The sequence below is a fragment of the Prolixibacter denitrificans genome (assembly GCF_003014495.1).
Taxonomy (GTDB): Bacteria; Bacteroidota; Bacteroidia; order Bacteroidales; family Prolixibacteraceae; genus Prolixibacter; species Prolixibacter denitrificans.
This window is the reverse complement of sequence record NZ_PYGC01000001.1, coordinates 497,805-521,350: the sequence shown is the minus strand read 5'-3', so window position 1 is coordinate 521,350 and position 23,546 is coordinate 497,805. Positions and strand designations below refer to the sequence as shown.

Sequence of the window (23,546 nt, the reverse complement as noted above, 5' to 3'; positions counted from 1 at the left end):
AAACAGGTTCCCCTTTTTTATGCCTCCATTATGGAAATAATTATTCCAATTGAACTGTGCGAACTGGAAGCCGGAACTTATCATCCGTTGGTGCAAGCCCGCTTCAATGATAAAAACGTCGGTTGGTGGGTGATTGATTCGGGTGCATCGAAATCGGTTTTCGACAAAAGTCTGGATAACCATTACCAGCCCGATGAACATCCGGTGAAACAAGCCACCGGGCTCGGGAAAGATCTGGTAGAGACCGCTTCGGGTGAAATCAGTGAACTGTGGTTAGGGCAGTTCGATTTTGGCTCGCTGACAATTGCACTGATCGATCTGACCCATATCAATCAGGAATATGCCCGTTTCTCCGATAAGCAGATTGTCGGATTGTTGGGATCTGACTTCCTGATTCGGTACAAGGCAGTCATCGATTATGGTCAGCAGCAGCTCATATTAAATTTGCCCGACGAGGAGGAGTTTGCATGACATTCGCTTCCATGTATTGCGAGGCATCTGACATAACGGGCATTGCTCCCGTGAAAACCATTGTATTCAGAAAAAAATAAATATCTTTGCGTGCTAAGCTGAAAACGTATAAAATTGTCAAATTACATAGGAAAATTAAACTGATATCCCAATGCAGAATAAAGGATTGATAAGGCTTTTTGCAATCCTGCTAGCCTTAATTTGTGTTTACCAGCTAACCTTTACTTTCAAGGCCAAACAGGTCGAGAAGGATGCTCTGGAGTACGCAAACGGGAATCCTCAACGTGAAACGTATTATCTCGATTCAGTTGCCGGACAGCCCGTATTTAATTTCCTGGGAATTCGTAAATATACTTACCGTGAAGTGAAAGAATACGAGATGAACCTCGGTCTTGACCTGAAAGGTGGTATGAACGTAACCCTGGAGATTTCGGTTCCGGATCTGATTCGTTCGTTGGCTAATTACAGCAAAGATTCAACATTTGTTGCTGCGCTGAAAATGGCGGAAGAACGCCAGAAAAACAGCCAGGAAGATTTCGTAACCCTTTTTGGACAATCTTTCGAACAGATTGATCCCAATGGTCGTTTAGCGGCCATCTTTAATACGGTTGACCTGCGTGACAAGGTGAATTACAATTCGACCAACGCACAGGTATTGCAGGTTATCAGGAAAGAGACCGATAGTGCCATCGATAATGCCTTCAATATTCTGCGTAATCGTATCGACCGTTTTGGTGTTGCTCAACCGAATATTCAGCAACTACAGACCAAAGGCCGTATTCTTATCGAATTGCCGGGTGTAAAGGATGCTGATCGTGTCAGGAAACTGTTGGAAGGAACTGCGAAGTTGGAGTTCTGGGAGACCTGGGAAAACAGTGAGGTATATCCTTACCTGCTGAAAGCAAACCAGCGTTTGCGCGAAATGAATGAGACCGGTGAAAACACGGTTGCTCAGGATACTACTCAGAAAACAGAAACTGCTGAAGCAGCACCAGCGAGCAAAACCGCGGAAGCGAAGAAAGATACCACGGGTACCGGGCTGTTGAATGAATTGGATAAGGCGCAAAGTAAAGATTCGCTTGCTGCCAGTTCAGCTGCCGATATTGCTAAAAACTTCCCGCTCTTCTCTGTTTTGTCGCCGAATACTTCACGCGACGGACAGTTGTTCCGTGGACCGGTTGTTGGTTATGCGCACTTTAAAGATACTGCCCGGGTTGACAAGTATCTGAAAATGCCGCAGATTCGTTCCATCTTCCCGCGCAACATGATGTTCCGCTGGACAGCGAAGCCGATGGATAAGGAAGGCAATTACTATCAGTTGGTTGCTTTGAAAGTGACCAACCGCGATGGTAAAGCGCCACTTACCGGAGATGTAATCACCGATGCGCGTCAGGAATTTGGTCAGAACCGCGCCACCAGTGAGGTGACCATGACCATGAACAGTGAAGGAGCAAAAACATGGGCTCGTCTGACACGTGAAAATGTCGGTAAGTCAATCGCTATTGTGCTCGACGGTCTGGTTCAGTCGTTCCCGACAGTACAGGGTGAAATTACCGGAGGTCGTTCTTCCATTACCGGAAACTTCTCGGTAAATGAGGCGAAGGACCTTGCAAACATGCTGAAGTCCGGTAAAATGCCTGCTCCGGCACATATTGTTCAGGAAGAAATTGTAGGACCGACACTGGGTAAAGAATCGATTCGCAGCGGTATGTGGTCGTTCGTGATTGCCTTTGTGCTCATCCTTCTTTATATGTTGTTCTTCTATAGCGGTAGCGCTGGTATGGTTGCCAACGTTGCGCTGATAGCGAACCTCTTCTATATTATCGGTATTCTGGCATCGTTGGGTGCTGTGCTTACCCTACCGGGAATCGCGGGTATCGTATTGACCATCGGTATGTCGGTGGATGCGAACGTGCTGATTTATGAACGTGTTCAGGAAGAGCTGAAAGCCGGTAAGGGAATGAAGCTCGCCATCCAGGACGGTTACCGGAATGCTTATTCAGCGATTATCGACGGTCAGGTAACTACGTTGCTGACTGGTGTTGTACTTTACCTGTTCGGTTCTGGTCCGATTAAGGGTTTTGCTACCACGCTTATTATCGGTATCCTGACATCGATGTTCACTGCCATCTTCATTACCCGTCTGATTTTTGAACGTTGGTTAGCGAAAGATCGCAAAATCAAATTCGTTGCATCGATGACCGCCGAATGGCTGAGGAATCCAACAATTAAATTCCTCGACAAGCGGAAGATTTTCTACGGCGTTTCCGGAACGATGATTGCCATTGCACTGTTTGCCTTGGTATTCAAAGGGCTGAATTATGGTATTGACTTCAAAGGAGGTCGTACATACGTAGTTCGATTTGAACATCCGGTTCAGGTTGAGAAAGTGATGAATGCCCTGACACCTGAGTTTGGTTCCGCTCCTGAGGTGAAAACCTTCGGTGGCGATAACCAGGTACGTATCACAACCGACTATCGTATCGATGAGGATGGAAACAATGTGGATGCCGATATTGAAGCGAAGTTGTACGATGGGGTGAAATCCTTCCTTCCGGCGAATACTTCGGAAAAGGACTTCCTGGCCAATTACCGGATGAGTTCGCAGAAAGTCGGACCAACCATTTCGGATGATATTCGAAAGGATGCGTTGATATCCATCTTCTTTGCACTGGTTATCATCTTCCTCTACATCTTAATACGATTCCGTCAGTGGCAGTATTCTCTTGGTGCGATTGTCGCATTGGCACACGATAGTTTCATTGTGTTGGGAATGTTTGCCCTGTTCGATGGATGGTTACCGTTCTCGCTGGAGGTCGACCAAGCCTTCATTGCCGCCATTCTAACGGTGCTTGGTTACTCCATAAACGATACGGTGGTTGTATTCGACCGTATCCGTGAGTACCTCCACCTCCATCCGAAGCATGACCGGAAAGATGTGATGGACTCTGCTATTAACAGTACGCTGCGTCGTACGTTCAGTACATCGCTCTCTACCTTCGTGGTATTGCTGGCCATCTTCCTGTTCGGTGGTACTTCCATCAAAGGATTTACCTTCGCATTGATGATGGGTGTGGTTGTCGGTACCTATTCTTCGGTATTCATTGCAACTCCGATTGTATACGATACAGTGAAACGTATTGCTACCAAGAAGGGGAAAAAGTAAGAATATAAAGAGACTTCTCTTTTAAGATATGCCCGGTCACATTGGTGATCGGGCTTTTTTTATGATGCAGATTTAAAATCTGATTTGGGGCGATGACAATTGGCAGATGAATGTTATATTTGTTCAAAATCAATTACTATGGGGAATGTGTTGCTCTTTGTGAGTGGTTCAGAGTTGGTTCTTGTCCTGTTGCTGGCGCTGCTGTTTTTCGGAGCGAACAGTATTCCTGAGATTGCGCGGACGTTAGGAAAAGGTATGCGCGAATTCAAGAAAGCAACAAGTGATATTCAGCGTGAGTTCGAGAGCCATACCTCAGATATCAAGAAGGACGTCAATAACTTCACCGATTCGGTCAATAGTGAATCCAACAAGCTTAGCCGGAAAATAGAGGAAGAGCTTGAGGATAAGAAGAAATGATGTCTTGTCGGGTAAACCGTAAGGTGTCGACATCTGTTGTTTTTAATGTAGGAGATCTCTTTTCGCCACGGAGCGAAAGGAGGTTTTTATTTTATAGAAGAGAAGTAAAACAAAATACTACTTAAACATCCTTTGTGGAATATCTGAAGTTATTAGGTGGTTTGATTCTGTTGCTTACCGGCGGAGATTTGTTGGTGAGGGGAGGCGTAAGTCTGGCCCGTCATTTTAAAGTTTCGACGCTGGTTATCGGAATTACGGTTGTAGCGTTTGGTACGTCGGCTCCCGAGTTTATCGTGAGTTTGGATGCAGCTATTTCCGGTCACCCCGAAATTTCCATCGGAAACGTGGTCGGTTCGAATATTGCCAACATTGCTTTGGTGTTGGGACTTACCGGAACACTAATGGTGATGCCGGTGAAGCGGGAAACCATCCGATTTGCGTGGCCGGTGATGTTCATTGCCAGTATAATGTTTTATCTGTTCATCATGAACGGACACGTTGGCCGCGTAGAAGGAATTTTCTTTTTTGTCGCTCTGCTTTGGTTTATAAGGAAAAGCTTTCAACGTTCAAGGCGACAGAAAGAAGCACATGAAATCCTTCCGCCTCGTTATTCCGTCCCGGTAGGTTTTCTGATTATTGCAGTCTCGGTTGTCGCATTGGCTTTTGGCTCACGCATATTGATTGAAGGAGCGTCGACGATCGCCCGAAGTCTTGGCGTGACCGAGCGGATTATTTCTATCACGGTAGTGGCATTCGGAACCAGTCTTCCGGAACTTGCTGCATCGGTAATGGCGGCCATTAAAAAGGAAGCCGACATATCCATTGGGAACATCATCGGGTCCAATATTTTCAATTTGCTCGGAGTAATTGGTTTGACTGCTGCCATTCATCCTATTCCCGTCGATTTTGCTTCGTTCAGAATTGATGTCATCTGGATGCTCGGATTTGCCTTGGCCCTGTTGTTATTTGTTATTCCCTTGCGGAAGAATTTAGCTGTATTGCGTGAATCCGGGTGGCACAATTTATCAGCGCTTCAGAATTTGGAAGGCGGACATCTTTTGCGTATCGAAGGATTTTTACTTTTCGTATTTTACGTCGTTTACGTCGTTTCCATTATCTAAGGTTTTTTTCGGTATTTTTAGCTAACGCGAAAAAGCGGTGATTAAAGACAAAAATGAATAAGAAGAACATCATATTACAGGCAACCAATATCACCAAGTCGTTTGGGGATTTACAGGTGTTGAAAAAAGTATCGTTGGAAGTTTACCAGGGCGAAGTGGTGGCAATTGTTGGTGCCAGTGGTGCCGGAAAAACGACGTTGCTGCAAATTCTGGGTACCTTGGGAAAACCTGACGGAGGAAAAGTTCACATCAATCAAAAGGAAGTATTCAAGATGGGCGAGCGGGAGCTTTCCCGTTTCCGGAACCGCGAAATAGGTTTTGTTTTCCAGTTTCACCACCTGCTTCCTGAATTTACAGCTTTCGAGAATGTATGTATTCCGGGGTATATTTCGAAACGTGACCGGAAAGAGGTAGAGGCTAAGGCGCAGGAGTTGCTGGAAAGTCTCGACCTGAAAGACCGTTTTCATCACAAACCGTCGGAGTTGTCGGGAGGTGAAAAACAGCGGGTGGCTGTTGCCCGGGCGTTGATTAACGATCCTTCTGTGATTCTGGCCGACGAGCCTTCCGGAAACCTGGACTCTCGTAACCAGGAAGATCTTTTCTCGCTATTCTACCAGTTGAAAGAAAAATTTAAGCAGACGTTCATCATTGTTACGCACGATGAACATTTTGCCAAAACCACCGACCGGATGTTGCGCATCCGCGATGGTGTGATTGAGAATTAGGACGCATGACCGAGCAGGAACTGAAAAACTTTCTCGACGAAAAATATCTTTTATATAACCACCCACGGTTTATCGAAACCGATCCCCTTTCCATTCCACGACTTTTTTCCCGCAAGGAGGATATCGAAATAGCCGGATTTCTGGCTGCGACCATTGCCTGGGGACAGCGTCCGACTATTATTCGCAACGCTTCGAAACTGATGGATTGGATGGACAACCGGCCTTTTGAATTCATCACACAAAACGAAACTACGGATTTTGAGCGGTTTGATGAATTTGTGCATCGAACGTTTAATGGAATAGATTGTCGCTATTTTCTTCACGCTTTACGCGAAATTTACCGAAGCGGGAGTAGTTTGGAAACACTATTCACTGAAGGATTTCAGCAGGATGGAAGTATGATGTCGGGTATCGTTCGTTTCCGGGAAAAATTTCTGAGTTACCAGCCGGAAAAGCGAACACTGAAGCATGTCGCCAATCCGTTGAAAGGTTCTTCCGCCAAGCGCATCAACATGTTTCTGCGTTGGATGGTACGGGATAATTCCACCGGAGTTGATTTCGGATTGTGGAAAGATATCCCGACTTCAGCGCTGATGATGCCATTGGATGTGCATTCGGGCAATGTGGCGCGAAAACTAGGCCTGTTGAAGCGGAAGCAAAACGACTGGAAGGCGGTAGACGAACTGACTTCCCGGCTGCGGGATTTCGATCGGGACGATCCGGTTAAATACGATTTTGCCCTCTTTGGCTTGGGCGTGTTTGAGAAATTTTAAACCAATGGAATCAAAGTCATTTACCTTTAAACAGTTTACAATCAGACAGGAAAAGGCTGCCATGAAAGTGGGAACAGATGGTGTGCTTCTCGGTGCGTGGACCGATGTATCCGGAGCCAAAAGCATTTTGGATGTCGGGGCCGGAACCGGTTTGGTAGCATTGATGCTGGCACAACGATCGGATGCCGTTGTTGACGCGGTGGAGATTGAGCCCGTGGCATTTTGCGAAGCGAATCAGAATGTGGTGGCGTCGCCATGGTCCAACCGGGTAACTGTCTTTCATTCTTCTTTTCAGGAATTCATCGACGAAATGCCCGACCGGTACGATTTAATTGTCAGCAATCCACCTTTTTTTGCAAACTCCCTGCTTTCGCCGGATAAGAACAGAACATCTGCCCGGCATCATGAAAATCTGTCTTTCTCCGAATTGATTGACGGTGCAGCTACAAAGCTTTCGCCGGAAGGCAGACTGTCTGTTATCGTCCCATTTGACGCATACGATGAATTCAGGGAGACGGCGCGCTTGAGTGGATTTTACCTGGTAAAAGTGCTCAATGTGATTCCCCGGGAAGGAAAACCAGCCAATCGTGTTTTGTTGGAATTCAGTAAAAAGCCGGGTGACCGTCAGGTAAGCGAATTGTGTATTCGTGATACCGACGGAAATTACACGGAAGCCTACCGGACTTTGACAAAAGACTATTATCTAAAACTTTAAAAAGGAAATACCGGACATTCTCCGGCTGTTTCTTATTTTTAGCCAACAAAAATATTTTCATCCCTGCGTTATGACTCGAAAATTTTTGCTTCTCCTGTTGCTGTTCACGTTGTCTTTTCAGGCATCGCGCGCTAACCAGTTGTCTCCGACAGCCCGTATTTCACTGTTGACCTGCGAACCCGGAAATGAAATCTATTCCTATTTTGGACATACGGCTTTGCGGGTACACGACCCGGGCAAGAAAATCGATCTGGTATTCAACTACGGTGTATTCAGCTTCGATGCGCCCAACTTTGTCTATCGTTTTGCGAAAGGCGAAACCGATTACATGTTGGCGGTGCAGTATTTTTCCGATTTTATGCAGGAGTACATTTATTATAAACGAAGTGTGTACGAGCAGGAAATCAATTTGACACCGGATGAAAGACAGCATTTGTTCGATTTGTTGGTGAAAAATGCCAAGCCTGAAAATCGTGTTTACCGCTACAACTTCTTTTTCGATAACTGTGCAACGCGCATACGCGACAGGGTAGAAGAGGTGTTGAACAATAAAATTATCTGGGCAAAGGAGAAGGAAAAGCCAGTGACTTTCCGGGATTTACTCGATCGGTACGTACCCGGAAATACCTGGTCGGGGCTGGGAATCAAACTGGCGTTGGGCGTTCCTGCCGACAAAAATATCACCTATTATCAGAAAATGTTCCTGCCTGATTATGTCTCGAAAGACTTTGGAGAGGCGAAAGTTCCCCGGGATTCGGTTGATGTTCCACTATGTCTCCCGCGAACCACTATCTATGAAGCTCCTCCAAAGAAATTCAAGGCGGAACTTTGGTCGCCCGTTAATATAATTCTGGCTCTTTTCGTTCTTGTTCTGGTAATAACCGTTTGGCAATATCGGAAAAAGAAAGCCGGCATTTGGCTCGACTTTATCATTTATCTAGCGTTCGGAGTTGCTGGTTTGGTATTGGCTTTCCTGACGTTTGTTTCCACTCATCCGGCAACAGGCTGGAACCTGAATCTCATCTGGGCCTTGCCAACACATTTCTTGTTTGCCTTTGTTTTGCTGGTAAAACCACTACGGAACAAACTGAAAGGTTATCATTGGTTTACGGCTGGTTTATTGGTTTTATTCCTGGTAAGCATGCCGCTGTTGCCACAAACTTTCCATTGGTTGGTTATTCCGCTTTCGCTGATATTGGTACTGCGTTCGGGGAAACATGTATTGGAGGATATCCGCTTACGAAAAAATAAATAGAGTCGACAATATTATTTAAGTAGGCAAAACAACGGACGCAGACTGCTTGTTGAAAACTTCCGGTTACGGAGAAATAAGACACTTTTCCGACCGTTGGATTGTTCCTATATTTGTTTTCGCAGATTGATAAAACCTGATTTCCTTTGGCAAAAAACACAAAAAAATATGTCGAAACCCCGCTGATGAAGCAATATTACAGCGTCAAGTCGAAACATCCCGACGCTGTGTTGCTGTTTCGTGTGGGCGACTTTTACGAAACTTTCGGAGAAGATGCCATTAAAGCGGCTGAAATTTTGGGTATAACCCTAACCCGCCGGGCCAATGGTTCGGCAAGTTATGTGGAACTGGCCGGATTTCCGTACCATGCACTCGACACTTACCTGCCGAAGTTGGTCAGAGCCGGACAGCGCGTGGCCATTTGTGAGCAGCTCGAAGACCCGAAAACCACGAAGAAGATTGTCAAGCGGGGAATTACCGAGTTGGTGACTCCGGGCGTTTCCATCAACGACAATATCCTCGAGCATCGTGAGAACAATTTTCTCGCTTCGCTACACATTGAAAAGCAGATGGCCGGTGTGGCGTTCCTCGATATTTCCACCGGCGAATTCATGACCGCCGAAGGAAACTTCGAATACATCGATAAGTTGCTGAACAGTTTTCAGCCCAAGGAGGTACTTTTCCAGAAGGGAAAAGAAAAACTTTTCCGGGAAACGTTCGGGCATAAATTCTATACTTACACCCTCGACGATTGGGTTTATACCGAAGACGCTGCTTTTGACCGGCTGACGCGTCATTTCGAAACGAAAACGCTGAAAGGTTTCGGCGTGCATGGCTTACAGCTGGGCGTCATCGCTTCGGGGGCAATTTTGCAGTACCTCGATCTGACCCAGCATAATCAGCTTAAACATATTACCGGCTTATCGCGAATTGAAGAAGACCGTTACGTTTGGCTGGATCGGTTCACCATTCGCAACCTGGAGCTTTTCTCGGCAATAAACGAAGGCGCGAAAACACTGGTGGAGGTTATCGACCGCACCATTTCGCCCATGGGGGCCCGTTTGCTGAAACGGTGGGTGGCGCTTCCGCTGAAAGATATCAAGCCCATCAATGAGCGGCTCGACGTGGTGGAACATTTTGTTTCGCACCTGGGATTAAAAGAGGAGCTGGAGGAATCGCTCCGTCAAATTGGCGATCTCGAACGCATTATTTCCAAAGTAGCTACAGGTCGGATCAATCCGAGGGAAGTGGTGCAGTTGAAAAATTCGCTGGCTGCCATTGAGCCCATCAAAAAAGCATGCGGCGAATCGGGGAATGAAAGTCTTCAGCGGTATGCCGAGCAATTGAATCCCTGTACATCCGTCAAGGAGCGTATTGAAAAGGAACTGGTTCCTGAACCGCCTACTCAAATCGGAAAGGGGCGTGTACTTGCCGACGGGGTTTCGGAAGAACTGGACGAGCTGAGAGGAATTGCGTATTCAGGAAAAGATTACCTGAAGAAAATTGTCGATCGGGAGATTGAACGGACAGGCATTTCGTCACTGAAGATCGGTTTCAACAATGTGTTCGGTTACTACATCGAAGTACGGAATACACACAAGGATAAGGTTCCGCCGGAATGGATTCGCAAACAAACACTGGTTAGTGCCGAGCGATACATCACCGAGGAGCTGAAAGAATACGAAACCAAGATTCTGGGTGCCGAAGAACGCATCATGGAATTGGAGTCGAAACTTTTTTCCGACCTGGTTTTCTCCATTTCCGATTACATCCAGGCCATTCAACTCGATGCCGTTATTCTGGCCCGAATCGACTGTTTGCTGTCTTTTGCGACCACAGCTGAAGAGAACGAATACCGGCGGCCGGAAGTGAATGATTCTACGGTCATCGATATCAAAGACGGTCGCCACCCGGTCATCGAGCAACAACTCCCGATAGGTGAGACTTACATTGCGAACAACGTTTATCTCGACAGCGACGAACAGCAGGTTATCATTATTACGGGACCCAACATGGCCGGTAAATCGGCGTTACTGCGACAAACGGCATTGATTGTGCTGATGGCCCAGATGGGAAGTTTTGTTCCGGCGGAAGCCGCGAAAATCGGGTTTGTCGATAAAATCTTCACACGTGTCGGAGCTTCGGACAATATTTCGCTGGGCGAATCGACTTTCATGGTAGAAATGAACGAAGCGGCCAGTATTTTGAATAACCTTTCGGAGCGAAGCCTCATTTTACTCGACGAATTGGGCCGAGGTACGAGTACCTACGACGGAATTTCCATCGCCTGGTCGATTGTGGAATACATTCATGAACATCCAAAAGCCCGTGCCAAAACGCTTTTCGCTACCCATTACCATGAATTGAACGAGATGGAGAAATCGTTCGACCGGGTACGGAATTTCAACGTCACGGTAAAAGAAGTTGGGAATAAAGTTATTTTTCTACGGAAGCTGGTTCGGGGCGGGAGCAATCACAGTTTTGGTATTCACGTGGCCCGGATGGCCGGAATGCCACCCAGTGTGGTGAAACGCGCCGACGATATCCTGAAGCAACTGGAAGAAAGCAACCGAAAGGAATATCCGGCCAAACCGGTTGGCGAAATCGCCGGAAACCGGGAAGGTTTGCAGCTTAGTTTTTTTCAGTTGGACGATCCGGTATTGAAACAGATTCGGGATGAAATCGCTAATCTGGACATCAATAACCTGACACCTGTGGAGGCATTAAATAAGCTGAACGAAATCAAAAAAATTGCTGGTCAGTAGATTTTGTGAAGAGCGGGGGCTGTTTAACGAAAAAACGGTCATAAAATCAATTTGATTTTTCAGCGAAAGGAAAAATGTTTATATATTTGCGTCCGCTATCGCAGGATTTAAGCGGAAGCACATGCGGGAATAGCTCAGTTGGTAGAGCATAACCTTGCCAAGGTTAGGGTCGCGAGTTCGAGTCTCGTTTCCCGCTCAGTTTTTGAATAACGTTCATTTTATTGCGGCTGGCAAATGCGAAAAAGTCAAAGTACTTTTTAAAAGGTTTTTGTCAATCATTTAAGAATGCGGGAATAGCTCAGTTGGTAGAGCACAACCTTGCCAAGGTTGGGGTCGCGAGTTCGAGTCTCGTTTCCCGCTCAGCTTTGCAAAATGTTCATTTCATATTGAAGACAAACAGACTGAAAGAGTAATTCTTTAGGTTGAATTTGTCAAAAATCCTAAGAATGCGGGAATAGCTCAGTTGGTAGAGCACAACCTTGCCAAGGTTGGGGTCGCGAGTTCGAGTCTCGTTTCCCGCTCCAAAGGATGCCCAGATGGTGGAATTGGTAGACACGTTGGACTTAAAATCCAATGGCCAGTAATGGCCGTGCGGGTTCAAGTCCCGCTCTGGGTACGTTTAGGGTAACGGAGCAATTATTCTTAATGGCTCCGTTCTTTACGCGGGAATAGCTCAGTTGGTAGAGCACAACCTTGCCAAGGTTGGGGTCGCGAGTTCGAGTCTCGTTTCCCGCTCGAGGCCTCCGAATTTTCGGGGGCTTTTTTATTTTCTCCAGGTTTTAATCTCTCCTTTTAAACAGTATATCTTGATTGTTTGCTCAATAAATTTGTCATCTTAAACCGGTATTATTCGTAATAGGACAGCGATTAGTTATGCGACCGGAAATGTCAGTTTAATTATATGATAATTAAAGGTTTGTTATGGGGTGTCTTTTGTTTGTAAAAAGATTTCATAATAATAATTTAGCATATAAAGTATAGGAATATTAGATGACAATAACCGAAAATAATAACAAATATGGTGGTTAGTATATTGGTAATAACTATTTAGTTAAGTTTCTGATAAATAAGATGATATGGTCTTTCTTTTTGTTTATTTTTTTGTTAATGTCTTGTGTTTACTTTTTGAATGCCTTAAATTTATGTATCCGTTAAGGATTGAAAACTAAGTAACCTGTTCTCACCAAGGATTTTTATTAGCCTTGAATGAAAAACTCCATTGCTGTCATGAAATGGAAAATGATGGCACGAAGCTCAGAGGTGTAGTCCACAAATTATTTCAGTAAAGGCAGTCCTGTCTGCCTTTGGCTGCACCTTTAAACGTAGAATTATCGAAAGTGCATTGATTTTCGTTGAATCGGAAATGTAAAGTTCTTCCGGCTTTCTGGCCTAACCACAGTAAGTTGATAACGATTGCACCTATGTAGAACGAAAACTAAAACCTATTATGTTAATCCTGAAGCCAGTCTAATCATGTACTAAGGGTCGTAAAACAGTGTTTTATGCTGTTAATGGATTGATTGACAATCTCCCCCTTTCACTTCCAGACTGAATTCTTCAGTGTTTATTCTTCCGTTTGATTATAGGGATAATTTCCTGACGTGGATAGCTATGCGATACATGCAAGTAGTAATCCATGTCGGGGTGGTATGTTATGCTCTGATAATCGGACAATACCTAAGTAATCTGTTCAATGTTATGAAAAATAAACTGACTAACCTCATTATACTTTCATTGCTCGCGTTAACTACGATTTCCTGCAGTAATCAGGAAGATGATTTACTGAAACTGGAGAACGGATTGTACATCCAGGTGTCTCTGGAAGATGCGTTCAACAGTCTCGAGGTGTATCCTCCCAAAGCTGATTTTGATGCGGAAATCACATTGCTGCGTTCTGATGGAGTTGTTACGGCCCTAAACTATCCTCTTTCCATGAGTTTTCAGGATGGGCGATACATTTCCCGCTCGATTCCCGTTCCTCCGGCGGATTATAAGCTGACTAAATTTACGATTCACCGGTTGGAAAAAGTGCAGTTGATTTCTGCGCCTCACTTTGCGGTTACTTACAAAATTAACAGCACAAAGAACTGCACTTTCCGTACTTCTGCAGGCGGCCGCACCGTTCTGGATGTCCGATGCCTGAGTCTTTCCTTTCTGGAAACGCAGGCCGAAGGTAGTGCGGGACAAGTTAATCAGTTGACGGAAGCTTCTGGTTTTTATCTTTTTATCAACCGGTGTAATGCCGGAAATCGAGAGAATTTCCATGAGGTGCTTTCCTATGAATTTACTGCTTATACAGCGGATGCTGAACAAAATCCGGTGGATGTTCTGGCTACCGGAAATAATTTGAATTCTCAAGAACAACCTGAACCGGTTTACATCGCCTTACCTACTGATTACAGCAATGGGGTCATTCTCGAACTGCAACCGATTGGTGAGGAAAATACTGTTTTGATCATTCCGGTCCCCAAAAAGGAAATCGACAAATATGTGAACGGCGAGGTTGATTATGTCCATCTCGAAATAGGATGTGATTCGTGATATATAAATCCGTGTTTTATGTGAAACTTAAATTCTACCGAAATGAGAAAAAATTTACTTTTCAGAATACTGCTAATTGCAGTGCCTTTTGCCATGCTCTTGTCTTCTTGTAATAAGAAAGATGATATGAGCATTGACGAACCCCAAAAGGTCGATTTGGTTTTTCAGGCCAATTTAACTAAGCCTGTTCTAAAATCAGCCAACCTTCCTTATGACGAAATGCTGGCAGAGCTTGATTGCGATTGGGCCGACTATGGAACTGTCCATGTTCGGATTGCTACTTCTGATCAACTGCCGGATGGCGGAACCGATTATTATCTGGGTTATACACAGGTTGGTGAAGGCATTGCTTCGGATCTGGTTCAGTTAACACCCGGAACTTATTTTCTGACCCGGTTCGAAATTGTAGAAAAGATTGATGAACAAGTCGACTGGTCGGAAGTCAATAGCAAAATCCTTTTGGCAACACCAATGGACAATTCAGCTTTTCAGGATTTTGTTACAGATGTTCTTCCGTTTGAATTCGAGGTCGGAGAATATCAAAAGAATCGCCTGGTTTTCGATGTCCTCTGCTTTAATCAGCAAATTGCTCCGGCCTTTGGTTTTGAGTGGTTCGACTACAACATCGTGGAAGGTGATGAGATTTGCATATTCATCAACTGTATTAATGAATATGACCGTGAATTCTATCACCAGGTATTTGCTTCCGACATTTATGCATGGAAGACAGCCGTTGAAGGAGAAACCGTTATTCCGGCTGGCGACGCTCCATATTGGGTTGTTGGACCGAATTATGAGCTGACTACACCGGAGGGCGGAGATGGGAGTCAGATTATTGGTGCTGTAACTCCGATGTGTTTCCCATTGTATGATGTTTTGGAAGACATGGAGAATGGCTTGATACTGCAACTAAATCCTGTTTTCGGTAAAACAGCCGGAGGAGAACTGATTTTTGGAGATAGTGTAATGGTGCGTATCTCCCTCAACATCATTATGGAATATCTTGGCTTAATTGAATATGCCGGGGTTCCGGAAGATTTAGGAAACGGTATTACGGTGAAGGTTGAATTAACGGATGATCCGCAAGCCGAGAACCCGCGGTATATCCACATCATGTTAAGTGATTGCCATAAACCAGCCTATTTCGAATCACACAATGATGGTCAGGTTGCAGAAATATATGCTTTACGGTTCGATGGAGAGGATGTGCTGATGACCAAGATTCTCGATTTTACACAAATGGGACGGGATCCGCATATTGCAGTTGCACCTAATCGCCGTCAACTTTATGTAGTTGATTCAGACGTTAGCAATACGATTCTTGTATATGATCTGTATTCCATGAGTTATCAAACTTTCGGTATCGGCGGTAGTGTGCCGGAAAAAGTTACGCAGTTGGTTTATATGAATGATACCCTGTTTGCTGCAGATATGAATACCGATGCGCTGACGTTCTATGTTCTCGATCCGGATGGTCTTAGCTATTCAGAGTACAATGAAATCACCTTAGATCCGACGGTCGATTTTTCGGGGGGTGACTTGATTGCCGTAAAAGATGATGTGGGGCATAGCACCTTGTGGAGCTTCAGTAAAAATGGCGGTACTAGTTATGTGCATGAAATAGATCTTGCCACGGGAGATGTAACCGAGTTGCAAAATGAAGCAAAACTCGTTAATACATTCGGAGCCATGGTGTACGAAGGGGGAGATCGAATCATCACTGGTCATGGTAATGATGTTGGCCTGAAAGGATGGGATACTCCATTTGATTTTGCCGGCTCTTTCACCACATATAACCCAATTCCTGACTTCACTTACGTTTATGGTGATTTGGCTTCGCCGTTCATTTTAAACCGAGCTCGTCCCAATTAAGGATATGAAAAACGAATAACATCCTGCTGAATGCAGGGTGTTATTCTCTGTAAAATGATTGCCTGCTTTCGAACAAATATCAGGTTCAAAGGCAATAAGCTTCCCGCTAGGGGAGAAATGAAATCGATGAACGAACCTGAAAATTTATGCTTATGAAAACAATAAATATTTTCAAGGCAGTCGCAATTCTGTTCTTTACGCTTGCTGCACTCTCCTGTAACGATCTGTTCAATTGGGGAACGCGTGATTATTCCACTCAGTTGGAAATTGGGGTAGCCAAAGGAGGTTCAGTCCTGAAGGCGGCGGCGGATGAGCCTTATTATCTTGACGATTGTGAACTGGCAACAGCTGATGCCATTCGTATTTCCATTGCAACACCTCCGACTCAGGAGGGGGGTGATCCCGTTCCAGTCGACGATATGCAGGATAAAATCTTGCCACTGCATGCGGTTGGTGACGGAGTTGCTTCGGATCTCATCATGTTACTTCCGGGTACGTATATTATCACCAAATTCGAAGTTCTCCAATTGATCGACGATGGAGGTGGAGTTGCTCATTACGAAACCATTATGGCTACTCCGGTGGCCGGTTCACCTTTTTCGGAGTACGTAAATACCCAGCTTAATTATGAATTTGAGGTTGAGTTGTACCAGAAAAAGCGGTTGCTAATGGAAGTGCTCTGTTTTGAGCCGACCGATGTAGCCAGTTTTGGATTTGTATGGACCGGAGTCAATGTAATTCTTGGTGATGAGATCTGTTTGTATGTGAGTCAATGTACTGGTAATGGAACAGAAACTTGGGGGCCTGCGGATTATACAGCAACTTTTAGTACGATGAATGATGCGGAAAATGTGGGTGATATCTATGCTTCATCCGGAAACTCGAGCGATGGATGGATTTGTTTCCCGTTGTGGAGCGATGCAACTGATTACGGTGTAGGAGTCCATATCGTTTATGATGGCGGCCAGGAGGCTGATTTTATCATAACTGCCGTAGAAGTGAATCAAATTCTCGACGAATTGAAAAATGACCCGGTCAATGCAGGTGAAGGCTACTACTTGTATGAGATTCCCTGTCCGGTGGCACCATAACGAACCGAAAGCTATAAAAAGAGGAACTTATGAAAAATAGATGGATATATGGCTTGGTTTCAGCTGTCGTACTACTGCTTGTTGTTTGGGCCTGTTCGAGAACTGAAGATACAGGAAACAGCAAATCAAAAGTTGACATCACGTTTTTCGCTGAAAAATCGGGTACTAGCCTGAAAAACGGGAACGTGGATTTGGATGCCATTTTAGCGGAATTGGATTGTGATGAAGTTTTACTTGGCGAGGATGCTGCTGCTAACTACCGGTTGATGGTTCGTTTAACTGGCCCGAATGCCTTTGACGAGACTTACTTTCTCGCATTTGATGCAGTCGGCGGAGGTGTGGCTTCGGAACTGGTTCAATTAAATGCTGATGCAACCTATTCGATTGAGCGTTTTGCACTGGTTCAGAAAATCGATCAAAACGGCGGATGGACAGTTGAAAATACCGGGATGGTGATGGCAACCCCAGAGAATAATTCTGCCTTCATGGATTATGTTACCGAATCCTTGCCCTTCGAGTTTACAGTTGGTAAATACGAAAAGAACCGGATTGAGATTGACTTGCTTTGCTTCAATCAGCAAATAGCTCCGGCATTTGGATTCGAATGGTTTGACTATGACATAGTGCAGGGAGACGAAGTCTGCGTATTTATTAACTGCATCAATGAAAATGATCAGGAAAACTACCACCAGGTGTATCCTGCCGATTTGGAGGCGTGGGTTCCTTCGGATGTGAATTCTGGTAATGCCTACTGGGATATTGGTCCCAACTATACAGTCGAGAACAATGCTATTACGGGTATTTATCCTGTGTGTTTTCCGTTGTATGCTCCGGCAATCGAGATGACCGACGGACTGACATTAGAAATGCGGCCTGCTTTTGGTGAACTGAATAATGGAGAAATTATTTATTCAGACGTCTTTATGGTAACAATTCCCCAATCTATTATTCTTGAATACCTCGGTTTGACATCTTATGTTGGAGCGCCCATCCTGATTGATGAAGTTCGAGGGATTACGGTAAAGGTAGATATGGCTCCGGATCCCAGTGTTGATAATCCACGCTTCATCCATTTGGAATATTTGAATTGTCTGGAAGATCCAAATGATCCGGGAGGTAGCTGCGAGACGGCTTTCGCCTATAATGAGACTTACAGTAGCTGTTTTTTTAACTACAGTTACCTGATTTCTACGAATCGTTGGGGATGGACCAATGGACCGCTTGCTTCGAGTGGTACTCCTTACGAGTTTACCATGCTGGCTGGAGCCGGCGGTGGACAAAACGAAGACCCTCCACAATGTCACCCGGAGAACGGAATTAACGCTGGAACGCTAACAGTTACCTATGATGGCTCATCGGTTTCATTGTTGTTGAACATATCGTCTGCTTATGATCTGACAGAGGTTCATGTATGGGTTGCTGAAGGAGATGCTGGAGATGATCCCGATCCACGGATTCCGCATTATGAAAAGAACAACGGCGATATTGTTTATACGTTGTCGCCGGGCAAGTTTACTATTGTCGACGAAGGTCTTACTGATAATAATTGGAATGATACGCTGGATGGATTTAATGGCGGAAACATCTATGTCATTGTCCATGCAGTTGTTTGTCCTGCCTTACCCCAATAATTAAATACACACAAGTTAACTACGCTTAAAGGGCATCGGAATGCAAGCCGGTGCCTTTTTTGCGTAAAACGGTCAGGCCGTCCCTAACGGGAAAAAGGTAGGTTTCCACCCGCTCATCGTTTTTTACCAAGTCGTTGAACTGAAGAATTCCGGCTGTTTGTTCGTCTGTAACTTCTTCATCGATTACTTTCTCATCCCAAAGCGTATTGTCGGCAATGAGTATGCCGCCTTCCCGCAGCAGCGGAATAACCATTTCGTAGTGTTCCGGGTACGAACGTTTGTCCGCATCCATGAAGATCAGATCAAACGGTTCCTTGAAGATGGGCAATATGGTGGCTGCATCTCCGATGTGCTGAACAATTCTCTCCTGCATTCCGGCCAATTCGAAATAGTGAGCGGCAAAATCTTCCAGTTCATCATTGATTTCGATGGTGTGTAAAACGCCGCCGGGCTGTAAACCTTTTGCGAGGCAGAGCGCCGAATAGCCCGTAAATGTACCTAACTCCAGAACTCGCTTTGGTTGAACCAGCTTACTTAGTAGTGTTAATATGGAGCCTTGCAAATGACCGGAGCACATTCGGGCATAAAGCTGTTTGGCATGGGTATCGCGGTTGAGTTGAGCCAAAACCGGGTCTTCCTCTTCAATGTGTTCCAGAATGTAATTTTCGAGATCGATTGAAAGATGCATAGCTGGCTATTTAAAAATGAGTGTCGAGAGTTTTTCCCTGTCGAGCACCTCGTTGGCAATTTCCATTAACTCACCGGCGGTTACTTTTTCAATTTTGGCATTCACTTTTTCGAGACTGTCAACACGGTTGTACAGCAGGAAGCTTTTTCCCAGGGTCAGCATCAGGTCTTCCCGGTTTTCCTGCGCCATCGCCAACTGACCGATCAACTGCTTTTTCGCTTTACTTAATTGTAAACTACCCATTTCCTGGGTTTGCAGTTTTTTGATTTCCCGGTTAACAAGCTTGATGGCCCGTTCGAGGTTTTCCTTGTCGGTGCCGAAGTAGATATTGATGATGCCGGTATCGGTATACGCTGTGTAACTCGACTCGACATTGTAAGCCATTCCGTTTCGTTCACGAAGCGAAAGATTGAGGCGTGAGTTCATTGATTGCCCGCCAAGAATATTATTCAGCAATATCATGGCCATGCGTTGCGGATGCTTGCTGTCATAAGCTTCATTCCCGACGATACAGTGTGCCTGAAAAGTGTCTTTGTGTATCAGCCTCGTTTCCGGTTTGTAACCGGTGAATTTCTCTCGCTGATGTTTTCTGGGGTTTTCCGGAACATGGGCGAAATGGCGCTCGACCAGATTCTGAAATTTCTTCGGAGTGATTTTTCCGACCGAACAAATTACCATCTCATCGGTATTGTAGTTTTCCCGGATGAATCGTTTCACATCGTTCCGGTTAAACCGTTTGATGTTTTCGGGGGTCCCCAGAATATTTCTCCCGATAGGGTGACCGTCATATACCAGGTCTTCGAACTCATCGAAAATCAGTTCCGAAGGGCTGTCGTTGTATGAGTTGATTTCTTCAATAATAACCTCTTTCTCTTTTTTCAACTCCTTTTCGGGGAAGGTACTGTTGATGAGAATATCGCTGAACAGCTCAATAGTTCGGTTGTAATATTCATTCAGGAACGAAGCATACAACGCGGTTTCTTCCTTGGTCGTGTAGGCATTTAGTTCGCCGCCTACATCTTCCAGTCGACTGAGTATATGATACGCTTTCCGCTTGTGGGTACCTTTGAAGATGGTATGTTCAATAAAATGGGCCATTCCCTGCTCATCTGACTTTTCGTCACGTGACCCGGTGTTAAAAATGACGCCGCAGTGGGCTACCGGCGAATCGACATACTGATGAATCAGCCTGATACCGTTGGGCAATGTATATGTGAAGTAGTTCATATTGTCTCTTAATCAGGATGCAAAAGTATGGAAAATAATTATTTGTACCTTTTTATCCTGAAATAGTTCATCGCTTGTTTTATCTATTTCCCACGAATCAAATAACAGAATTCGCTTTTATTCGTTTTTATTGAAAAATTATTAATCATTTCCCCGGCAGATTATGGATGGTAAAAGAAACTTGCTTCAAGTCATAGGACTCATTTTTACATTTTTGTTGTTGAGTGGTTCTGTGTCGGCTCAACATGTTGAAACATTCAGAGGAGTGGTACTCGATCATCAGACCAAAGCCCCGCTTCCGGGTGCAACTATTACGATTCGGGGAACCAGCCGTTTTTATACAACCTCATCAGATTTCAACGGTTGGTTCGAAATTGAAAATGTACCAGTTGGGCTTCACGATATAGTAATCGAGTTAAAAGATTACAAGAATCAGCTTCTCAGAAACGTTGAGGTGGTTACCGGGAAAGAGGCATTCCGGATGATTGAGCTGGACCAAAAGGTCGCGGATAATAAGAAGGACATCGATATCCGGCCGTACAAGCCCGGGATTGCCCGGAATGCAACAGCCACGGTTAGTGCATTTTCATTTAACCGGGAAAATGTTCAGGCTTCCGACAATGTGAAGGAAGATCCGGCTCAAATGGCTGCTGAACTTCCCGCTTTCAGACAAATAATGGATGGCAGGAATGATTTGAGTATTCGGGGAAATTCGCCAACGGGCCTGGTTTGGCAAATCGACGATATTCCCGTTGTGGCACCTAATTTTAGTCACGAAATTGGGCTGTCGGGAGGTACGTACCCTTTGTTGCCCAACGCTCTGGTTGGTAAATCAGAAGTTGATTATGGCCCTTCTCCGGCCGGGTCGATCGATGCATTGGCCGGTAAGTTCAATCTTCGATTCCGCAACGGTAACCGCGTCGATCGTCGGTATTCACTGGAAATGGGCTCATTCGGTACCGCCGTATCCGCTGAAGGGCCGATTAGCAGAAAGCCTTCATCTTCCTATCTGGTTTATTACCGGAATTCCCTCCCTTCCGTTTTGAGTGGAAGCGGGATAGAAGCTGTTCCCGGAATATTTCCCGACAGGCAACAGGCGGCTATTAAGGTAAATGTCCCAACCCGTTTCGCCGGAACCTTTTCCATATTTGCTACCGGCGGTAAAAACAAGGTGGAGATGCTCCAGGGAACCGGAGCCCAATCCGAAAACTTTTATGTTTACGGAGGCATGCCAAATACTGATAATTATCTGGATGAAACACTTTACACGGGTGGATTTTCACATAAGATTTATTTGAAACGGGGAATCAGTTCCATCAAAACAACCGTTGGGGTCTCCGGGTATGAACGAACTTCCCGGATGGAAATGTATCGGAGTACCAGTCTCCGCCAAATCGATGCCGGGAGTAACAACAAAGAGCAGGAGCTGTTTTTTTCTTCCCGGTTTCAGCATAAACCATCGGCTGATAACTATATTGTTGCCGGAGTTTCAGCACGTATTCACCAGGTGAATTTTTCCGATAGTACCCTGACAGGAAATGTCACGCAGGTTTATCCTAAAAACTATTACACACTGCTCGATGCAAATGAAAAAGGTTTAGTACAGGTTCAGGCCGACGCTGGTTGGCAACACAAGTTTGGTAACACTACAGCGGTTTATGTGGGAGTGAATGCCAATTATTTCACGTTCAATCAAACAGCATCTGTTGAACCACGTTTGAGCATCAGGCACGAGTACAACGACAAGACCATCGTTTCCATTGGTTATGGCCTTCAAAGTCAGCTGCAACCCATGTTTCTGTATTTCATGAAAACCAAAGCAGATGAAACAGGCACAGTGATAACAGAAGGAAACCGAAATTTAAGTCCAACGCGAATGCATCAGCTGGTCGGAGCTATTGACCGGAATTTTCATGGAAACCTCCGCCTTCATGCCGAAATTTATTTTCAGCAATTGATGAAGGTACCGGTAGAACAACATGTGAGCAGTTTTTCAATGATGAATTACGGTGCGGGTTTCAGGGATTATTCCATTTATCCGTTAGTGAACCAGGGAACCGGGCAAAATAAAGGACTGGAACTGCAACTCGATAAGTATTTGATGCACGGTTATTACTTCCGTCTTTCCGGCGCGCTATACGATTCGAAATACAAGGCAAGTGATGGAGCAACGAGAAATACGGCCTTTAATGGCAATTATAAATCAGATTTGGTATTGGGTACGAAATTTCCCTTTGCACAAAACGGGCTCTTGGATATTAATATGCATGCCATTTACTCGGGAGGTTCGCCTTTGCCGGGTATCGATGACAGCACCTCTGTTGCGGTCGGACATACCGTTTATGATGAAGCATCGCGGTATGCAACCCGGGGCTCGGATTGGTTTAGAATTGATGCCCGGGTTACATTGAAATGGTCGATGCGTTGGTTGAGTCATGAACTATCTTTTAACCTGCACAATCTGACAGGAGAGAAGATTCTGCTCAGAAGGTTTTACAACCCGGAATCAGGAACTGTTGATGAACAATATCAGCTGGGATTTGTGCCAACTGTCTTGTATCGAGTTTATTTCTGATAAACAGCTGGAAGGTGCGGTCACAGCGGGTTTAAAAATTTTTAAGCTGAAATTTGGCACATAGAAATTAATCGTTACTTTTGCACCGCGCTTAACAAAATTAAGGTGCCATAGCTCAGTTGGTAGAGCAACGGACTGAAAATCCGTGTGTCCCTGGTTCGATTCCAGGTGGCACCACCAGATGAAATACCGAAGCAGAAATGCTCCGGTATTTTTCTGAAAGTGTCATAGTTTATAGGGTTGGATAGTTATTTAGAAAGGTTTTATTTTAACGAGTTTATTGAAGAAATCGGATGAGGCAAAAGTTTGGGATTTCTAAAAAATCTTTACTTTTGACGAACCGATAAACCAAATGAGTAGGTGCCATAGCTCAGTTGGTAGAGCAACGGACTGAAAATCCGTGTGTCCCTGGTTCGATTCCAGGTGGCACCACGAAGAGGGGAAGGTGAGAATCTTTCCCTCTTTTGTTTTTATCGAAGTTGATGGTATGGGCCTTCACTATGTATATATCATTTA

Annotated in this window: 16 protein-coding genes and 7 tRNA genes; 21 read left to right on the top strand and 2 right to left on the bottom strand. The window is 45.0% G+C overall.

Translation table 11 applies throughout. The annotated features are described in order from the left end of the window. Positions 1-30 precede the first annotated feature (30 nt). The 18 genes from CLV93_RS02325 (at position 31) to CLV93_RS02240 (ending at position 18,540) form a co-directional block, all read left to right on the top strand. The gene (locus CLV93_RS02325; protein WP_106540543.1) at positions 31-471 is read left to right on the top strand and encodes a retropepsin-like aspartic protease; all 441 of its coding nucleotides are present in this window, start codon (positions 31-33) and stop codon (positions 469-471) included. Positions 472-622: 151 nt separating this feature from the next. Further along, positions 623-3,637, top strand: coding sequence for a protein translocase subunit SecDF (gene secDF / locus CLV93_RS02320; protein WP_106540542.1), 3,015 nt, complete (start codon positions 623-625; stop codon positions 3,635-3,637). Between the two features lie 138 nt (positions 3,638-3,775). After that, the gene (locus CLV93_RS02315; protein WP_106540541.1) at positions 3,776-4,054 is read left to right on the top strand and encodes a Sec-independent protein translocase subunit TatA/TatB; all 279 of its coding nucleotides are present in this window, start codon (positions 3,776-3,778) and stop codon (positions 4,052-4,054) included. 134 nt (positions 4,055-4,188) lie between these two features. Then, entirely contained in the window at positions 4,189-5,175 is a 987-nt protein-coding gene (locus CLV93_RS02310) for a calcium/sodium antiporter (RefSeq protein WP_106540540.1), read from the top strand. 53 nt (positions 5,176-5,228) lie between these two features. Continuing rightward, positions 5,229-5,900, top strand: coding sequence for an ABC transporter ATP-binding protein (locus tag CLV93_RS02305; RefSeq protein ID WP_246187182.1), 672 nt, complete (start codon positions 5,229-5,231; stop codon positions 5,898-5,900). A 5-nt stretch (positions 5,901-5,905) separates the two neighbouring features. Then, a complete protein-coding gene (locus CLV93_RS02300) occupies positions 5,906-6,673 on the top strand; it encodes a TIGR02757 family protein (RefSeq protein ID WP_106540539.1) in 768 nt (255 codons plus the stop codon). A gap of 4 nt (positions 6,674-6,677) precedes the next feature. Next, positions 6,678-7,388, top strand: coding sequence for a tRNA1(Val) (adenine(37)-N6)-methyltransferase (locus CLV93_RS02295; RefSeq protein WP_106540538.1), 711 nt, complete (start codon positions 6,678-6,680; stop codon positions 7,386-7,388). Between the two features lie 70 nt (positions 7,389-7,458). Further along, positions 7,459-8,643, top strand: a complete 1,185-nt coding sequence (locus CLV93_RS02290; RefSeq protein WP_106540537.1) for an Lnb N-terminal periplasmic domain-containing protein — start codon at positions 7,459-7,461, stop codon at positions 8,641-8,643. A 143-nt stretch (positions 8,644-8,786) separates the two neighbouring features. Then, positions 8,787-11,405: a DNA mismatch repair protein MutS gene (gene mutS, locus CLV93_RS02285; RefSeq protein WP_211297722.1), complete on the top strand. Its 2,619-nt coding sequence runs from the start codon at positions 8,787-8,789 to the stop codon at positions 11,403-11,405. A 123-nt stretch (positions 11,406-11,528) separates the two neighbouring features. Then, positions 11,529-11,601: transfer RNA gene (locus CLV93_RS02280), tRNA-Gly, on the top strand. A gap of 91 nt (positions 11,602-11,692) precedes the next feature. Further along, positions 11,693-11,765: transfer RNA gene (locus tag CLV93_RS02275), tRNA-Gly, on the top strand. A gap of 88 nt (positions 11,766-11,853) precedes the next feature. Next, positions 11,854-11,929: transfer RNA gene (locus tag CLV93_RS02270), tRNA-Gly, on the top strand. 6 nt (positions 11,930-11,935) lie between these two features. Continuing rightward, positions 11,936-12,021, top strand: a tRNA-Leu gene (locus CLV93_RS02265). Between the two features lie 46 nt (positions 12,022-12,067). After that, a tRNA-Gly gene (locus CLV93_RS02260) sits at positions 12,068-12,140 on the top strand. Positions 12,141-13,103: 963 nt separating this feature from the next. Then, the gene (locus CLV93_RS02255) at positions 13,104-13,946 is read left to right on the top strand and encodes a hypothetical protein (RefSeq protein ID WP_106540536.1); all 843 of its coding nucleotides are present in this window, start codon (positions 13,104-13,106) and stop codon (positions 13,944-13,946) included. A 42-nt stretch (positions 13,947-13,988) separates the two neighbouring features. Beyond that, entirely contained in the window at positions 13,989-15,818 is a 1,830-nt protein-coding gene (locus CLV93_RS02250; RefSeq protein WP_106540535.1) for a lactonase family protein, read from the top strand. A 152-nt stretch (positions 15,819-15,970) separates the two neighbouring features. After that, a complete protein-coding gene (locus tag CLV93_RS02245; protein ID WP_106540534.1) occupies positions 15,971-16,909 on the top strand; it encodes a hypothetical protein in 939 nt (312 codons plus the stop codon). Between the two features lie 29 nt (positions 16,910-16,938). Then, positions 16,939-18,540: a hypothetical protein gene (locus CLV93_RS02240; protein WP_106540533.1), complete on the top strand. Its 1,602-nt coding sequence runs from the start codon at positions 16,939-16,941 to the stop codon at positions 18,538-18,540. 25 nt (positions 18,541-18,565) lie between these two features. Here CLV93_RS02240 and CLV93_RS02235 read toward each other — a convergent pair whose 3' ends face one another. After that, positions 18,566-19,228, bottom strand: coding sequence for an O-methyltransferase (locus CLV93_RS02235; protein WP_174821571.1), 663 nt, complete (start codon positions 19,226-19,228; stop codon positions 18,566-18,568). Between the two features lie 6 nt (positions 19,229-19,234). Further along, positions 19,235-20,455, bottom strand: coding sequence for a M16 family metallopeptidase (locus tag CLV93_RS02230; RefSeq protein ID WP_106540532.1), 1,221 nt, complete (start codon positions 20,453-20,455; stop codon positions 19,235-19,237). Between the two features lie 163 nt (positions 20,456-20,618). Between CLV93_RS02230 and CLV93_RS02225 the strand changes: the two genes are divergently transcribed. From CLV93_RS02225 to CLV93_RS02215, 3 genes are all read left to right on the top strand, one after another. Further along, positions 20,619-23,030 carry a TonB-dependent receptor gene (locus CLV93_RS02225; protein WP_106540531.1) on the top strand — a complete coding sequence of 804 codons (2,412 nt, stop codon included), beginning with the start codon at positions 20,619-20,621 and terminating at the stop codon, positions 23,028-23,030. Between the two features lie 104 nt (positions 23,031-23,134). Then, positions 23,135-23,210: transfer RNA gene (locus tag CLV93_RS02220), tRNA-Phe, on the top strand. Positions 23,211-23,389: 179 nt separating this feature from the next. Further along, positions 23,390-23,462, top strand: a tRNA-Phe gene (locus CLV93_RS02215). Positions 23,463-23,546: the final 84 nt, after the last annotated feature.

Bases quoted from the DNA above. Each gene is read 5' to 3' on its own strand.
- CLV93_RS02325 (WP_106540543.1), top strand. From the start codon at position 31: ATGGAAATAATTATTCCAATTGAACTGTGCGAACTGGAAGCCGGAACT.
- secDF (WP_106540542.1), top strand. From the start codon at position 623: ATGCAGAATAAAGGATTGATAAGGCTTTTTGCAATCCTGCTAGCCTTA.
- CLV93_RS02315 (WP_106540541.1), top strand. From the start codon at position 3,776: ATGGGGAATGTGTTGCTCTTTGTGAGTGGTTCAGAGTTGGTTCTTGTC.
- CLV93_RS02305 (WP_246187182.1), top strand. From the start codon at position 5,229: ATGAATAAGAAGAACATCATATTACAGGCAACCAATATCACCAAGTCG.
- CLV93_RS02300 (WP_106540539.1), top strand. From the start codon at position 5,906: ATGACCGAGCAGGAACTGAAAAACTTTCTCGACGAAAAATATCTTTTA.
- CLV93_RS02295 (WP_106540538.1), top strand. From the start codon at position 6,678: ATGGAATCAAAGTCATTTACCTTTAAACAGTTTACAATCAGACAGGAA.
- CLV93_RS02290 (WP_106540537.1), top strand. From the start codon at position 7,459: ATGACTCGAAAATTTTTGCTTCTCCTGTTGCTGTTCACGTTGTCTTTT.
- CLV93_RS02255 (WP_106540536.1), top strand. From the start codon at position 13,104: ATGAAAAATAAACTGACTAACCTCATTATACTTTCATTGCTCGCGTTA.
- CLV93_RS02250 (WP_106540535.1), top strand. From the start codon at position 13,989: ATGAGAAAAAATTTACTTTTCAGAATACTGCTAATTGCAGTGCCTTTT.
- CLV93_RS02245 (WP_106540534.1), top strand. From the start codon at position 15,971: ATGAAAACAATAAATATTTTCAAGGCAGTCGCAATTCTGTTCTTTACG.
- CLV93_RS02240 (WP_106540533.1), top strand. From the start codon at position 16,939: ATGAAAAATAGATGGATATATGGCTTGGTTTCAGCTGTCGTACTACTG.
- CLV93_RS02235 (WP_174821571.1), bottom strand. From the start codon at position 19,228: ATGCATCTTTCAATCGATCTCGAAAATTACATTCTGGAACACATTGAA.
- CLV93_RS02230 (WP_106540532.1), bottom strand. From the start codon at position 20,455: ATGAACTACTTCACATATACATTGCCCAACGGTATCAGGCTGATTCAT.
- CLV93_RS02225 (WP_106540531.1), top strand. From the start codon at position 20,619: ATGGATGGTAAAAGAAACTTGCTTCAAGTCATAGGACTCATTTTTACA.